Below are 15459 nucleotides of genomic sequence, written 5' to 3'. Positions count from 1 at the left end.
TTCGTCTACCGGTTCCGCGCCGACCAGGCCGGAACCTACTGGTACCACACGCATGCGGTGTCCGACGTGGGCGTACGGATGGGCCTCTACGGCGTCCTGGTGGTGCGTCCGGCGCCGGCGGTCGGCGTCGACGTCACGGTGCCGGTGCACACGCTCGCCGGCCGGCCGCTGCCCGACGCGCGGACGGAGCCGGTCGCGGCCGGGACGCCGGTACGGCTGCGGCTGATCAACACGGACAGCACGACGCACCGGTACGCCCTGGCCGGGACCGCGTTCCAGGTCGCCGCGATCGACGGCACCGATCTGCGGGGCCCGACCCCGCTGGCGGAGACCGCGGTGCTGATCCCGGCCGGGGGCCGCTACGACCTCGTGTTCACCGCGCCCGCCACGCCGGTGGCGCTGCTCGTCGACGGCCGGGTGGTCTACGCGACCGGGCCGACCTCGGTGGCGACCGGCGGGTGGCCGGTGCTCGATCCGCTCCGCTACGGCACCGCCGCCCCGGTGCCCTGGTCGCGGGTGGACCGGGAGTTCACCCTCGTCCTCGACCGTGGCCTGGACCTGCACGGGCTGCTGCCGCGCTACGCGCACACCGTCAACGGCGCGGCCGACCCGGACATCCCGCCGCAGCTCGTCCGGTTCGGCGAGGTCGTCACGTTCACCATCGTGAACCGGTCGCTGGTGGTGCACCCGTGGCACCTGCACGGGCACCACGTCCTGGTGCTGTCCCGCGACGGCAGGCCGGCCACGGGCAGCCCACTGTGGCTGGACTCCTTCGACGTACGCCCCGGCGAGGTCTGGCGGGTGGCGTTCCGGGCCGACAACCCCGGCATGTGGGCCAACCACTGCCACAACCTCGCCCACGCCGAGGCCGGGATGGTGCTGCACCTGATGTACCAGTGAGCCCTGGGACCCGTCCCGCCGGCGCGGTGCCGGGCCGGTCGTGGCGGTGACCGGCACCACGGTGCCGGCCACCGTCCGGCCCCCGCGTCGACTAGTAACGTTGCGGCGTATGAGGATTCTTGTCGTCGGCGCGGGCGCGACCGGAGGCTACTTCGGCGCCCGGCTCCAGCAGGCCGGCCGGGACGTCACCTTCCTCGTCCGGCCCGGACGGGCCGAGGTGCTGCGCGGGCGCGGGCTGCGGATCACCGGGCTGGGCGACGACACCGTGCTCACGCCCCGGCTGGTCACCGCCGCGACGGTCGACGGGCGGTACGACGTCGTCCTCGTCTCGGTGAAGGCCACCGCGCTGCCGGCGGCGATCGAGGACGTCGCCGCCGCGGTCGGCCCGGGCACCACGGTGGTGCCGTTCCTGAACGGCATGGCCCACCTGGCCGCGCTGAACGCGCGGTTCGGCGCGGACGCCGTGCTCGGCGGTGTGGTCCGGGTCCTCACCACGCTCAACGCCGAGGGCGACATCGTCCGGCTGGGCACCCCGGCCGACATCGTCATCGGCGAGCAGCGGGGCGGCGCTTCGGCGCGGGTCGAGCGGGTCGCCGAGGTGCTCTCCGGGGCGGGCTTCGACGTCGCCGTCGCGCCGGACATCCTGCGGGCCATGTGGCACAAGTGGGTCTTCATCAGCACCCTCGGCGCGCTCAACACGCTGGTGCGCGGCGCGGTCGGCGACGCCGTGGCGGTGACCGGCGGGGACGACCTCGGTCCACGGATCGCGGCCGAGGCCGCCGCCGTCGCGGCGGCGGCCGGCCATCCGGTGCCGGAGCCGGTCCTCGGGCAGGTCCGGGCCTTCGTGACCCGGGCCGGCTCGGCCGACACCGCCTCGCTCTACCGGGACCTGGCCGCCGGGCAGCCGACCGAGGCCGAGCAGATCTTCGGCGACCTCACCGCGCGGGCCCGCGCGTTCGGCGTGCCCACGCCGCTGCTGGACGCCGCGACGGTGGCGCTGCGCGTGCACGAGCGGCGCCTCGCCGCCGGAGCCGGCCCGGCCGGTACGCCCCGATCGGAGCCCGCCGCCGCGGCGTGACCGCGGCACCGCCTGGTGCCCGGTGGTCGCGAGGTACCGCGACGCCGCCGACGACGCGACCGGTCAGGCGTCCTGACCGGGAGCCGCGAATCGGGGAGCCGGCTCGGGGGACGTCCCGGTCACCTGCTTGATGATTTCCGTGGCGACGTCGCGCAGCTTGCGGTTGCGGTGCTGGGACGCCTGCCGGAGCAGGCCGAACGCCTCCGCGGCGGTGCACCGCTGCTGGCCCATGAGCACCCCGAGCGCCTGGTCGATCACGCTCCGGGAGGCCATCGCGTCGGTGAGCTGCTGGTGCACGAGAGCCTGGTCGGCCTGGCGCAGCATGACGGCCAGCCCTGCGGTGGCCTGATCGCTGAAGGCCAGGGCGTGCCGGCGGGCCGGCTCGTCGAAGGCGGCGCGGTCGGTGGCGTAGAGGTTCAACGCTCCCACCGTCTCGCCGTCGATCGTCATCGGCAGCGACAGCGAGCTGAGGATGCCCAGCCGGAGCGCGTGTTCCCGATAACCGCGCCAGCGCTCGTCCCGGCGCAGGTCGACGACCTCGACGACGGTGCCGCTGCGCAGGGCGTGCAGGCAGGGGCCCTCGTCCGCGCCGTACTGAATCTCGTCTGCCTGGGCCGCGAGGTCGCCGCTGGCGGAGACGGTGCCGGCGCCGCCGTCCCGGCATACCGTCAGGCCGCAGGCCACGGCCGGGGCGACCACCTCCACGGCGACGCGGACGACCTGGTCGAGGAAGACGTCGACGTGGGGCGAGTCGGCGAGCAGGGTCAGCAACTGGCCGTACGCCGAGGCCAGGTGCGTCGCGGGGGGGTCGGACACCACCGCTACCTCCTGAGGGTCGAGTGGCCGTTCGTGCCAATCACGTTGATTCGGGCGGGCCGGGCGGTCCTCAAGGGAGGTCCGGCCGGTACGTCGAGGGGCGGTCGCCGGGTCGGAACAACCGGGTCCGGGCCGGCAGAGGGTGCGGATCGGGCGGAACGGCGCTAGGGTCGGGGGTGGGTTCGGACATGAGCCCAGGACCTGTGCGGCCCACCGATGGTGGCGGCACCCCCCGGTCCGGTCCTCCTCAGCGAGGAGCTGTCTCATGTCGGTTCATCCAGCGCCGTATCCGGCGCCGCCGGAAACCTCCGGCCTGCCCGTGCTGTCCCTCGCGGTCGCTGCCGAGGGCCCGGCGCTGGTGCTGGCGGTGCGCGGGCCGCTCGACCTCGACACGGTGGACGTCCTGTCCAACGCCGTCGACCGGGCGATGGCGGGTCAGCCGCCCCCGGTGCTGGTGCTTGACCTGAGCGGGGTGAGCTTCTTCGGCGCCGCCGGGGTCACCGTGCTGCTGCGGGTGCGTCGGCGGGTGGTCGCGGCGGGCCGCACGCTGGTGCTGCGTGAGCCGTCCCGCATCTGTGGCTCCGTGCTGAACATGGTCGGCCTCAGGGACGAGTTCATCACTGAATGACCTGCCTTCCACTCCCGGTCCGTGCTCGTGCGCCGGAGTCGTACCGACCGGTCAGCGGACGCGCTCCGACCCGCGCGGTCGTCCGGTCATCCGCGACGCCGGCTGACGGCGTCGCGGCGTCGGCGCGGGCGACAACGCTCGGAGGCGACCCGGCTGCCAGTCGAACCGCCTGCCGGTAGGACAGAGATACCCCGCCGTTTGATCACTCCAAACGTGTCCTGGCCCGCGGCGGGGAGACGGCGGCCGGCGGTGGTCGCTCCCCGGAGCCGCGAGCCAGCAGGCTGGTCGGGATGACCACGTGCCGGGCCGGCCCGCGCTCGCCGTCGATCCGGTCGAGCAGCAGTTGGGCGGCCCACCGCCCCATGTCCCGGGGATCGTGCGCGACCACGCTCACGCCCAGCACGTCGCCGAGATCCACGTCGTCGAAGCCGATCAGCGCGGGCGGCGCGGGGTGGCCGCGCAGCGCCCGTAGGGCGCCGAGGGTGATCCGGTTGTTCATGGTGAACAGGGCGGTCGGCGCGGGGGTACGGGCCAACAGCCCGCGTACGGCCTGCTCGGCGGCCGCCACGTCGTGCGCGTTCTCGACCAGATAGTCGGCCCAGTTGGACACGCCGGCCGCGTGCATGGCCGCCGAGAACCCGTCGAGACGCTCCCTATGGGTGCTGAGCCGGGAGAAGTCGCCCACCACGCCGATCCGCCGGTGGCCGAGGGCGGTCAGGTGGGCTCCGGCCCGCCGGGCGCCGGTGTGGTTGTCCAGCAGGACGGTGTCGGCCGCCAGCTCGACCGGGGGCCGGTCCACGAACACGAACGGGATGCCGTGGCGGCCTTCGGCGGCCAGATACGCGTGCTCGGTCGCCGTCGAGGCGATCACCAGGCCCCGGACCCGCCGCTCCAGCAGCGCGTCGGCGAGCCGGCGTTCCCAGTCCGGATCCTCGTCGGTGCTGGCGGTGATCAGTTGCAGGCCGCGCATCCGCAGCTCACGTTCCAGACCTCCGGCCAGCCGCGAATAGAACGGGTTGGCCAGGTCGCCGATGAGCAGACCGACCAGGGTGGAGGTGTCGGCACCGCGGCGCAGCTCGCGCGCCACCCCGTTGAGCCGGTAGCCGAGCTGGTCGGCGGCGTCGCGTACCCGGGACCGGGTGTCCGCCGCGACCCGGGGCTCACCGCCCAGCGCCCGGGAGGCCGTCTTGACCGACACCCCGGACAGCGCCGCGACCTGCGCGAGGCTGGGCCGAGCGACCTTCGGGTCAGAGGTCATGCCCGCGATTATGCCCGCCGCCCCCCGCTGGCCCGCCGGCCGACCGGCCGCTCGCCGCCGGCCGCCGACCGCTGGCCGCCGACCGCTGGCCGCTGGCCGCTGGCCGGGGACGGGTGGCGGCACCGATTGCGGCATGTCGTGGCTACCGAGGCCTCGGATACCACCGTTTGCCGCAAACGGAGTCGATCATGGCCCGGGCCGGCGGTCAGGGCTGGTCCGGGGGCCGGCGGTCAGGGCTGGACCGGGGTCGACCAGGCTCGCCCGGTGCGCGCTGGTCAGGGTGGGACCGGGTACGACAGGCCGGGCTTTGCCGGCCCGGGGGAGGCGCGGAGCGGGCCATCCGGAAGATCGGTATACGATGTGTCAACGATGTCATAAGTTGATCTTCGGCGCCCGGCGCGGGCGGCGGCAGCGGGCTCCGGTGGACGGCTGGTGAGGCGGTTCCCGGGCCCGGCGCCCCGCTCCGTCGGGCGCTGCCGGCTCGGTATCGGGGCAACCCGTTTCCTGGCCAAACATCCCCTTCGGGCGCATTCCCGCAGCGGATGTCGGGAGAGTCACTCGTGACAGATGGGGATATTACCGATTTGTTACACAGTTCATGACTTGACCACTTGCGGAACGGCTCCGAGCGAGGTTGGGTTGCCCGGCAGCACCAAACGTGAGCGAAGGTCATGAACCATCGCGGAGGCAACGATGACGTTGGCAAGGTGGCGGGACGATGAGTGAATTGCCTGTCCTCCTGGAGATGCGCTCCATCACCAAGGAGTTTCCTGGCGTCAAGGCCCTTGCCGACGTCAACCTGGTGGTGCGGGCCGGCGAGATCCACGCGATCTGCGGCGAGAACGGTGCGGGCAAGTCCACGCTGATGAAGGTGCTCAGCGGGGTCTACCCGTACGGCAGTTACGACGGCCAGATCATCTACCAGGGCGCGGAGACCCGGTTCTCCGACATCCGGGCCAGCGAGCAGGCCGGCATCGTGATCATCCACCAGGAGCTCGCGCTCATCCCGCACATGTCGATCACCGAGAACATTTTCCTCGGTAACGAGCCGCGGAAGCACGGTGCGATCGACTGGAAGGCCGCGAACCGGCTGGCGCTCGACCTGATGGCCCGGGTCGGCCTGCGGGAGGACCCGGACACCCTGGTCAAGGACATCGGCGTCGGCAAGCAGCAGCTGGTGGAGATCGCCAAGGCGTTCGCCAAGGACGTCAAGCTGCTCATCCTGGACGAGCCCACCGCGGCACTCAACGAGGCCGACTCCCGGCACCTGCTCGACCTGCTGCGCGGCTTCCGGTCGCGCGGCATCACCTCGATCATGATCTCGCACAAGCTGAACGAGATCGAGGCGATCGCCGACCAGATCACCATCCTCCGGGACGGCCGGACCGTCGAGACGCTGGACGTCAAGGCCGACGGCGTCGACGAGGACCGGATCGTGCGGGGCATGGTGGGGCGGGAGCTGCACAGCCGGTTCCCGGACCACACCCCGAAGATCGGCGAGGTCTTCTTCGAGGTCCGCGACTGGAACGTCCGGCACCCGATCTCCGCCGACCGGCAGGTCTGCAAGAACGAGAGCTTCGTCGTCCGGCGCGGCGAGATCGTCGGCTTCGCCGGCCTGATGGGCGCCGGCCGCACCGAGCTGGCGATGAGCGTCTTCGGCCGATCCTACGGGGTGTACGAGTCCGGCACGATCATCAAGGACGGCAAGGAGATCGTCCTGAAGACCGTCGCGGACGCGATCGCCCACGGACTGGCGTACGTCAGCGAGGACCGCAAGGCGATCGGCCTGAACCTGCTCGACGACATCAAGGCGTCCACGGTGTCGGCGAAGCTGTCGAAGATCACGCGCCACGGCGTGCTCGACGAGGTCGCCGAGTACAAGGCGGCCGAGGCCTACCGGCGCGAGCTGCGCACCAAGGCGCCGACGGTCGACGAGAGCGTCTCCAAGCTCTCCGGCGGCAACCAGCAGAAGGTCGTCCTGGCGAAGTGGATGTTCACCGACCCGGACCTGCTGATCCTCGACGAGCCGACCCGCGGCATCGACGTGGGCGCCAAGTACGAGATCTACGGCATCATCCAGCGGCTCGCCGACCAGGGGAAGGGCGTCGTCGTCATCTCCTCGGAGCTCCCGGAGCTGATCGGGCTCTGCGACCGCATCTACACCGTGTTCGAAGGCGCCATCACCGGCGAGATCGCCCGGCAGGACGCGGACCCGGAAACCCTCATGAAGCAGATGACCTCGACGAAGAAGATGCAGACACGATGAGCCGAATCAAGGACCTGCAGAAGAACCTCTTCGGAGGGACCACGTCCAACGCCCGCCAGTTCGGGATGATCTTCACCCTGGTGGCGATCGTCGTCCTGTTCCAGATCCTCACGGACGGCCTGACCCTGCGATCGGACAACCTGATCGCGCTGTTCAACCAGAACTCGTACATCCTCATCCTGGCCATCGGCATGCTGATGGTGATCGTCGCCGGGCACATCGACCTCTCGGTCGGCTCGATCGCGGCCTTCACCGGCATCCTGGTGGCCAAGTCGATGGCCGAGTGGTCGCTGCCCTGGCCGGTGGCCATCCTGTTCGGCCTGGCGATCGGCGCGATCATCGGTGCCTGGCAGGGCTTCTGGGTGGCCTACGTCGGGGTGCCGGCGTTCATCGTCACCCTGGCCGGCATGTTGCTCTTCCGGGGCGGCAACCAGTTCATCGGCAACGCGAACACGATCGCCGTGCCGGAGGGCTTCCGGGTGATCGGCTCCGGCTTCCTGCCCGAGGTCGGCCCGAACACCGGCTACAACAACCTGACGCTGCTGCTCGGCCTGGCCGCGTGTGTGGCCGTGGTGTGGCGGGAGTTCCAGGCCCGCAAGACCCGCCGGGACATGGACGCCGAGCCGGCCCCGATGTGGATCTCGGTGCTCCGGATGGCGGTCATGGTCGGCGTGATCGTCTTCGCGTCGCTGCGCTTCGCCAGCGGCCGCGTCGGCACCAGCTTCCCGGTCTCCGGCATCATCCTGGTGGCGCTGGTGCTGGCCTACTCCTTCTACACCCGCAACACGGCCGGCGGTCGGCACATCTACGCCGTCGGTGGCAACTCCCGCGCCGCCGAGCTCTCCGGTGTGAAGCTCAAGCGGGTCAACTTCTTCGTCATGATGAACATGGCCGTCCTGGCCGCCCTGGCCGGCATGATCTTCGTGGCCCGCTCGGCGGCCTCCGGCCCGCAGGACGGCAACGGCTGGGAGCTCGACGCCATCGCGGCGGTCTTCATCGGCGGCGCGGCCGTCTCCGGCGGCATCGGCACCATCAGCGGCTCGATCGTCGGCGGTCTGGTCATGGCCGTGCTGAACAACGGCCTGCAGCTGCTCGGCGTCGGCACCGACCGGGTCCAGATCATCAAGGGCCTGGTGCTGCTGCTGGCCGTCGCGCTCGATGTCTACAACAAGAAGCAGGGCAAGTTCTCGATCATCGGCAGCCTCACCCGGTCGATGCGCCGCGAGACTCCCGCCCCACCCACGGCACCACCGGACGCGGACCGGGAGACCGCCCGCACGGCCGTGCCGAGCTGACGTTCCACCCCGCCTCACACCCCGTATCACCTCTCCAGAAGGGCACCATCCAGCCATGCGTAATCTGATCGGCAAATCGGTGGCCATCGGCGCCATCGCCGCGCTGGCCCTGACCGCCACCGCCTGCGGCTCCGGCCGCGACGGCGACACCGGCGGCTCCGCGGGCGACACCAAGGGCTTCGCGGCCGACTCCCTGATCGGCGTCGCCCTGCCGTCCAAGACCTCGGAGAACTGGGTCCTCGCCGGTGACCTGTTCACCAACGGCCTCAAGGAGGCCGGCTTCAAGAGCGACGTGCAGTACGCGGGCGCGTCCACCACCGTCGCGGACCAGCAGGCCCAGATCACCGCCATGGTGACCAAGGGCGCCAAGGTCATCGTCATCGGCGCGACCGACGCCGCGCAGCTGTCGACCCAGGTCGCCGCGGCGCACGCCGCCGGCGCGAAGGTGATCGCCTACGACCGGCTGATCACCAACACGCCGGACCTCGACTACTACGTCGCGTTCGACAACTTCAAGGTCGGCCAGCTCCAGGGCCAGGCCCTGCTGGACGGCATGAAGGCCAAGAAGCCGAACGGCCCGTACAACATCGAGCTCTTCTCCGGCTCGCCGGACGACAACAACGCCGGTGTCTTCTTCGACGGCGCGATGAGCGTGCTCAAGCCGGAGATCGACAAGGGCAACGTGGTCGTCGCCTCGAAGCAGACCGACGTCAAGCAGACCGCCATCCAGGGCTGGAAGGCCGAGGGCGCCCAGGCCCGGATGGACCAGCTGCTCACCTCGACCTACGGCGGCAAGACGCTGGACGGTGTGCTCTCCCCGAACGACACCCTGGCCCGCGCCATCATCACCTCGATCAAGGGTGCCGGTAAGCCGATCCCGGTCGTGACCGGCCAGGACTCCGAGGTCGAGTCGGTCAAGTCGATCATGGCCGGCGAGCAGTACATGACCATCAACAAGGACACCCGGAACCTGGTGAAGCAGACCATCGAGATGGTGAAGGCCCTGCAGCAGGGCAACACCCCCGAGGTCAACGACACCAAGTCGTACAACAACGGCGTCAAGGTCGTGGACACCTACCTGCTGCCGCCGGTGGCGGTCACCAAGGCCAACGCGGCCGAGGCGTACGCCAACGACCCGAAGCTCGCGCCGCTCACCAAGTGAGCACCGTCGAGTAGTCGTCGCACCAGAGGGGCCCCGGAACGCGTTCCGGGGCCCCTCCCTCGTGCGCGGGGGGTGCCGATGCGCGCCACGCCGCCGCGGGCATCGCGACTCGCCGTGACGAAAAGTCAAGCTCCTGTCACTGTCAGCAACCATGCCCAGGCAGTGACTTGCCGTACATGCCCCCACACACTGCGAAGCGACCGGTCACTCAAGTTCCCCCTGACCCAGGAGGTCACGACCGATGATCGATTCGCAGCACACCCGGCGGCGCACCCTGTTGCGCGGCGCCCTGGCCCTGGCCGGAGCGGCCGTGCTGGCCGTCTCCCCGCTCGCCGGCGTGGCGTCGGCCAGCGAGCCGGCCAAACCCGTGGCGGCCGGCGCCGGCCCAACCGGCCCGGTGCCCGCCGGGTTCGCCAGCTGGACGGAACTCATCTCCGTCCAGGAGAGACTCAACCAGGCCGCCACCCGCGTCGCGGCGGTCAAGGGCGCCGGCTTCGCGGGCATCGTCGCCGCGCCCGAGAACCGCGAGCTGCGGGTCTACTGGAAGGGCGACGCCGGGACCAGGATGCGGGCGCTGGTCCGCGACCTGAACCGCACCGTGCCGGTCCGGCTGGTGCCGGCCCGCTACTCCGAGGCCGACCTGGCCGCGACCGCCCGGAAGCTGGCCACCGTGCCGGACGTCGCCTCGGTGGTGCCCCAGGTGGACGGCAGCGGCGTGCAGGTCGTCGCCCGGGCCCCCAAGCTGGCCAAGGTCCGGGCCACCCGGGCGGTGCGCGACTCCGCGGCCGTGCTGTCGGTGGTGGCCGGCGACGCGCCCGTGGCCACCTACACCCGGCAGGCGGACATCCCGAACTACTACGGCGGCGGCCGGTTCTGGTCGCCGACCGGCGGCTGCAGCACCGGCTTCGCCATCAACACCGCCGGCACCGTACGGATGCTCACCGCCGGGCACTGCGGCGAGAACGGGCAGTCCGTCACCACCGGCGCCGGGGCGGCCATGGGCACCATCTCCAACAAGATCACCTGCACCGACCTCGAGATCATCAACACCGGTTCGTGGGGTCGGGTCTTCACCGGCGGCCCGTACTCCGGCACCAGCGTCGCGATCGGCGGCACGGCGGGCAGCTTCGTCGGCAACTACATCGTGACCACCGGCGCCACCAGCGGGGAGCACAGCAACATCCAGGTCACCGCGGTCAACCTGTACCTCGCCGTCGGCGGCATCCCGTGCGGCACGGTCGGCCCGCTGGTGCAGGCCCGGCAGCTCAACGGCACCTGCGCCGTCGCCCCCGGGGACAGCGGCGGCCCGGTGATCGCCTACCGCACCGACGGCAAGGCCAACGCCCTCGGCACCATCACCGCCGGCGCCGCGGCGGTGGCCAACAACCTCTGCCCCGGCACGATCTACACGCCCGGCTACAACTACGTCTACTACATCCCGATCGGCACGTCCCTCGCCGCGTACGGCGCCAGCATCGTGACCAGCTGACCCGCACCGCCCGACGCGGGCGTCCCGGCTTCCCGGCCGGGGCGCCCGCTCCGCCGAGGAACCGGCGGTGGGTCAGCCGACGGCGGTGGCGGAGGGCGGGGCGCTGCCGCCCTGCGGCGCCTCGGCGGTCATCAGCCGGATGATCTCGGCGCGGTCGGCGGCGGACGGCAGTCCCCAGCCGGGGCGGTACCCGTACACCTGGCCCAGCGGGGTGGAGGCGGTACGGCCGTCGAGGATCTCGACCGAGCCGGTGTCGATCAGCGCGGGGTGCTCGACGCCGCACGCCTCGGCCACCTTGACCAGGTCGCGGCGGAGGGTACGGATGTAGTTGGCCGCCCGCACCGACTTGCGCCCGGGGTCGACGCCGCGCGCCAGCCACGGGTTCTGGGTCGCGACACCGGTGGGGCAGGTGTCGGTGTGACACTTCTGGGCCTGGATGCAGCCGATCGCCAGCATTGCCTCCCGGCCGACGTTGACCAGGTCGGCGCCGAGGGCGAACGCGACCACGGCGTTGTCCGGCAGGCCGAGCTTGCCGGCGCCGACGAACACCACCTGCTCGTGCAGGTCCCGCTCGGCGAAGATCCGGTAGACCCGCGAGAAGGCCTGCTGGAACGGCAGCGACACCGAGTCGGTGAAGATCAGCGGCGCGGCGCCCGTGCCGCCCTCGCCGCCGTCGATGGTCACGAAGTCCACCCCGCGACCGGTGTCGCGCATCAGCGTGGTCAGGTCGGTCCAGAAGGTCAGGTCGCCGACGGCGGACTTGATGCCCACCGGCAGGCCGGTCTCGGCGGCGAGCAGCTCCACCCAGTCGAGCAGGCTGTCGCAGTCGGAGAACTCGGCGTGCCGGGACGGGCTCACGCAGTCCTCGCCGCGCCGGATGCCCCGGGTGGCGGCGATCTCCGCGGAGACCTTCGCCGCCGGCAGCAGGCCGCCGAGGCTCGGCTTCGCGCCCTGACTGAGCTTGATCTCCAGGGCCCGTACCGGCGCGGACGCCACCAGGTCCTTGAGCCGGTCCAGGCTGAACCGGCCGCGCTCGTCCCGGCAGCCGAAGTAGGCGGTGCCGAGCTGGAAGACCAGCTCGCCGCCCTTGCGGTGGTACGGCGACAGCCCACCCTCCCCGGTGTTCTGCAGGCAGCCGGCCAGGGCGGCGCCGCGGTTGAGGGCCTCGACCGCGTTGCCGGAGAGGGAACCGAAGCTCATCCCGGAGATGTTGACCACCGACTCCGGGCGGAAGGCCCGGGCCCGTCCCCGGGCCGCGCCGAGCACCTTGGCGCACGGCAGCGTCACGTCGTGCCCGGCGGCGGGGGAGGACGGCGGCACCGCCCGGCCAAACGTGCGGTGCTTGATGATCGGGTAGCCCGGGGTGGACTCGATGTCGTTGTCGGTGCCGAACCCGAAGTAGTTGTTCTCCTGCTTCGCCGACGCGTACACCCACCGCCGCTGGTCCCGGGTGAAGGGCCGCTCCTCGTTGTTGCCCGCCACGATGTACTGGCGCAGCTCCGGCCCGATCGATTCGAGCAGATAGCGGGCGCGCCCCAGCAGGGGGAAGGTGCGCAGCAGCGCGTGGTCGCGTTGCAGCAGGTCACGCGCGGCGAGCGCGGCGACGGCGGCGACGGCGGCGGGTGCGGCTCGACGGGCCCAGCTCATAGCCGCCACTCTTTCCGGGATCGCGGTCCGCCAAACGGGGGTCGGGGGAGCCAAGCCGTCCGGAACGAGCCACCCGGCAAACCAGGAGACAGTACGGTGGCGAAGGCGCACGGTGCGTGGAACTCAGCCCGGGAGGCCGCGATGAGCACGACGGACGTCCGGAGCCCCGCCGGCGGGGCGGCCCGCCTCGGCAACCTCGACATGAAACTCGAGGTGGCCGTCATCCCGGTCGCCGACGTCGACCGCGCCAAGGAGTTCTACGCGCGGCTCGGGTGGCGGCTCGACCGGACCCCGCCGGGCGTCGTCCAGTTCACCCCGCACGGCTCGGCCTGCTCGGTGCAGTTCGGCCCGGACCTCACCGCCGCGGCGCCCGGATCGGCCCTGGAGTACCTGGTCGTCTCCGACGTCGAAGCGGCCCGGAACCAGCTCGTCGCCGCCGGCGTCGAGGTGGACGAGATCTTCCACCCGGGTCCGGACGGTCCGGTGCCCGGTCGGGACCCGGAACGCCGCAGCTATTTCTCGCGGGCCGCGTTCCGCGATCCCGACGGCAACACCTGGCTTTTGCAGGAGATCACCACCCGGCTGCCCGGACGGGTCGAGGCCGCCGAGACCTCGTTCGGCTCCGCCAGCGACCTGGCAGCCGCCCTGCGCCGGGCCGCCGACGCCCACGGCGAGCACGAGAAGCGCACCGGCCAGGCAGACCCGAACTGGCCCGACTGGTACGCCGACTACCTGGTGGCCGAGCAGTCGGGCGCGGAACTGCCCACCTGATCCCCGGCCACCCGGGCGTCGGTCCGCTCCCCGCCCGGCCCGGCGGCAGCGGAGGGCTCGTCGTCGGGCGGCCCGGCGGCGGAGGGCTCGTCGTCGGGCGGCCCGGCGGCGGAGGGCTCGTCGTCGGGTGGCCGCGGCGGGGAGATCCAGGTGACCAGCACCACCGAGATGATCATGAGCAGGAACCAGGAGGCGAGCTTCGCCGGGGACACGAGCTGCCAGCCGCCCACCTGGCTGGGATAGAACCAGGCGTGCGACCAGGTGGCGATGTTCTCGGCCAGCCAGATGAAGGCGGCGACGAGGAGGAACGCCAGCAGCAGCGGCATCCGCCACCGGAACCGGAACACCCGGAAGTGCATCACGCACCGCCCGAAAACCAGCGCGACGACGGCGATGAGCAGCCAGCGACGGTCCCAGACGTAGTGGTTGGTGAAGAAGTTGCCGTAGATGGCGACGGCCAGCAGGGCCGTCACCCGGCGTTGCGGGTAGCGGGTGAAGCGCAGGTCGAACAGCCGGTTGACCCGGACCAGGTAGGAACCGACGGCGGCGTACATGAAGCCGCTGAACAGCGGCACCCCACCCAGCCGCAGGAAACCCTCGTCCGGGTAGGACCACGAGCCGATGTGGGTCTTGAACAGCTCCATGACCGTGCCGACGACGTGGAAGAGGACCACCACCCGCAGCTCGCGCAGGGATTCCAGCCGGCCGGCCACCATCGCGACCTGGATGGCGACGGCGGCGACGGTCAGGAAGTCGTTGCGGGCGAAGCCGGCGTCCGCCGGATACCAGAGCCGGGCCGCGAAGATGACCGCGAGCATCGCCCCGCCGAACACGCACGCCCAGGCCTGCTTGAGCCCGAAGACCGCGAACTCGGTGAGCCAGCCGGCCGGCCCGCGGCGGGGCAGCCGGGCCAGCAGCGCGCGGAACCGGGCATCGATCGCGCGCTCGGCGGTGGTCAGGGCGGCCGGATCGGCAGGGGTACGCACCGCCCAGAGGCTATCGTGCCCCGCCGGAGGCCGGGCAGATCCGGCCGGGCAGGTCAGGCCGGTCAGGCCGGGCAGATCCGGCCTGGCAGTCAGGTCGGGCAGGTCTGGTCCGGCAGGTCAGGTCGGGCAGGTCAGGTCGGCGGGGCCAGTCGGCCGGCCGCCGCCAGCCGCCGGACCGCCGCCTCCCCGGGTACGGCGTGCCGGGTACGGCCCGCCACGCCGGTGGTGGTCGTGGCCGTGAACAGCGAGTTGAGCAGCGCCTCCTCGACCGAGTCCAGGACGGCCGCGAAGACCGGGTCGAGGTCCGCATCGGGCAGCGGCACCTGGCCCGGCGGGGCCGTGCTGAACGCGATCGCGTAGTCGCCGCTGCCGTTCTGGTAGGCCGCGCCGACCCGGCCCATCGCGAAGATCGCCCGCCGGGCCAGCCGGCCGAGCCGCCGGGCGTCCAGGGGGGCGTCGGTGGCCACCACGATCATGCAGGAGTTGCCGGGTGGCTCGGTCCGGTCGGCCGCCGGGACCAGCTCTTCGACGGGCAGCGGGACCCCCAGCACGGTCAGCACACCGCCGAAGTTGGACTGGGTGAGGGCGCCCACCGTCACCGCGCCGGCGGCCGTCCGCACCACCCGGGACGAGGTGCCGATGCCCCCCTTGTAGCCGAGCGCACTGGTGCCGGTGCCGGCACCCACGCAGCCCTCCGCCGGCGGTCCGCCGGAGGCCCGCCGGATCGCGTCGAGGACGTGCTCCTCGGTGATCGGGCGACGGCGGATGTCGGACAGGTGCCCGTCGTTGGTCTCGCCCACCAGCGGATTGAACGACAGGCCGTCGGGCCGGCCCGCCATCAGGTACGTCAGCAGCGCGTCCGCCGCCCGGAACACCGACAGCGTGGCGGTGAGCACGATCGGTGACTCCAGTACGCCGAGTTCGTCCACCTGCGTCGAGCCGACGAGCTTGCCGTAACCGTTGCCGGTGTGCACGGCGGCCGGCAGGCTCCACCGGCCCGGACCGAGCTGGCCGGGTACCACCGCGGTCACGCCGGTGTGCAGGTCGCGGCCGTCGTCGACGGTGGTGTGCCCGACCAGCACCCCGGGCACGTCGGTGATCGCGTTGTGCCGCCCGGTGGGCAGCGGCCCGACGACGATGCCGAGGTCGCGGGCCCGGCGGGC

The 15459-nt window shown here is 72.0% G+C and carries 13 protein-coding genes; 8 read left to right on the top strand and 5 right to left on the bottom strand.

What is annotated here, in order from left to right; genetic code table 11:
* Positions 1-900: multicopper oxidase family protein (locus LQ51_RS04150; protein WP_046563303.1), on the top strand; the 900-nt coding region annotated here is incomplete at its 5' end.
* 109 nt (positions 901-1009) lie between these two features.
* The gene (locus LQ51_RS04145) at positions 1010-1978 is read left to right on the top strand and encodes a ketopantoate reductase family protein (protein WP_046563302.1); all 969 of its coding nucleotides are present in this window, start codon (positions 1010-1012) and stop codon (positions 1976-1978) included.
* Positions 1979-2041: 63 nt separating this feature from the next.
* Here the strand turns inward: LQ51_RS04145 and LQ51_RS04140 are convergent, their stop codons facing one another.
* Positions 2042-2794, bottom strand: coding sequence for a GAF and ANTAR domain-containing protein (locus LQ51_RS04140; RefSeq protein WP_197087519.1), 753 nt, complete (start codon positions 2792-2794; stop codon positions 2042-2044).
* A 265-nt stretch (positions 2795-3059) separates the two neighbouring features.
* Between LQ51_RS04140 and LQ51_RS04135 the strand changes: the two genes are divergently transcribed.
* Positions 3060-3422, top strand: coding sequence for an STAS domain-containing protein (locus LQ51_RS04135; protein WP_046563301.1), 363 nt, complete (start codon positions 3060-3062; stop codon positions 3420-3422).
* 202 nt (positions 3423-3624) lie between these two features.
* Here LQ51_RS04135 and LQ51_RS04130 read toward each other — a convergent pair whose 3' ends face one another.
* The gene (locus tag LQ51_RS04130; protein ID WP_046563300.1) at positions 3625-4680 is read right to left on the bottom strand and encodes a LacI family DNA-binding transcriptional regulator; all 1056 of its coding nucleotides are present in this window, start codon (positions 4678-4680) and stop codon (positions 3625-3627) included.
* A gap of 718 nt (positions 4681-5398) precedes the next feature.
* On the opposite strand from LQ51_RS04130, the gene mmsA reads away from it, so the two are divergent.
* The 4 genes from mmsA to LQ51_RS04110 all read left to right on the top strand — a co-directional run bounded on the left by mmsA (position 5399) and on the right by LQ51_RS04110 (position 10892).
* Positions 5399-6946, top strand: coding sequence for a multiple monosaccharide ABC transporter ATP-binding protein (mmsA, locus tag LQ51_RS04125; RefSeq protein WP_046563299.1), 1548 nt, complete (start codon positions 5399-5401; stop codon positions 6944-6946).
* A complete protein-coding gene (gene mmsB, locus LQ51_RS04120) occupies positions 6943-8241 on the top strand; it encodes a multiple monosaccharide ABC transporter permease (protein WP_046563298.1) in 1299 nt (432 codons plus the stop codon). The genes mmsA and mmsB overlap by 4 nt, the downstream gene beginning before the upstream one ends.
* Before the next feature lie 55 nt (positions 8242-8296).
* Complete coding sequence (locus LQ51_RS04115) at positions 8297-9403, top strand: substrate-binding domain-containing protein (RefSeq protein ID WP_046563297.1); 1107 nt, start codon at positions 8297-8299, stop codon at positions 9401-9403.
* A gap of 241 nt (positions 9404-9644) precedes the next feature.
* The gene (locus LQ51_RS04110; RefSeq protein ID WP_046563296.1) at positions 9645-10892 is read left to right on the top strand and encodes a chymotrypsin family serine protease; all 1248 of its coding nucleotides are present in this window, start codon (positions 9645-9647) and stop codon (positions 10890-10892) included.
* Positions 10893-10964: 72 nt separating this feature from the next.
* On the opposite strand, the gene LQ51_RS04105 is transcribed toward LQ51_RS04110, so the two are convergent.
* The gene (locus tag LQ51_RS04105) at positions 10965-12539 is read right to left on the bottom strand and encodes an FMN-binding glutamate synthase family protein (protein ID WP_046563295.1); all 1575 of its coding nucleotides are present in this window, start codon (positions 12537-12539) and stop codon (positions 10965-10967) included.
* Positions 12540-12680: 141 nt separating this feature from the next.
* Between LQ51_RS04105 and LQ51_RS04100 the strand changes: the two genes are divergently transcribed.
* A complete protein-coding gene (locus tag LQ51_RS04100; RefSeq protein ID WP_046563306.1) occupies positions 12681-13310 on the top strand; it encodes a VOC family protein in 630 nt (209 codons plus the stop codon).
* Here LQ51_RS04100 and LQ51_RS04095 read toward each other — a convergent pair.
* Both LQ51_RS04095 and LQ51_RS04090 read right to left on the bottom strand, forming a co-directional pair.
* Positions 13268-14296, bottom strand: a complete 1029-nt coding sequence (locus LQ51_RS04095) for a DUF817 domain-containing protein (RefSeq protein WP_082159257.1) — start codon at positions 14294-14296, stop codon at positions 13268-13270. The genes LQ51_RS04100 and LQ51_RS04095 overlap by 43 nt on opposite strands.
* A gap of 131 nt (positions 14297-14427) precedes the next feature.
* Positions 14428-15459 (bottom strand): P1 family peptidase (locus LQ51_RS04090; protein WP_231605349.1); only part of this gene is annotated, 1032 nt, incomplete at its 5' end.

It is taken from the genome of Micromonospora sp. HK10 (genome assembly GCF_000982955.1).
GTDB lineage: Bacteria > Actinomycetota > Actinomycetes > Mycobacteriales > Micromonosporaceae > Micromonospora.
The sequence above is the reverse complement of the archived record's forward strand: the minus strand, read 5'-3'. Positions and strand labels throughout refer to the sequence as shown.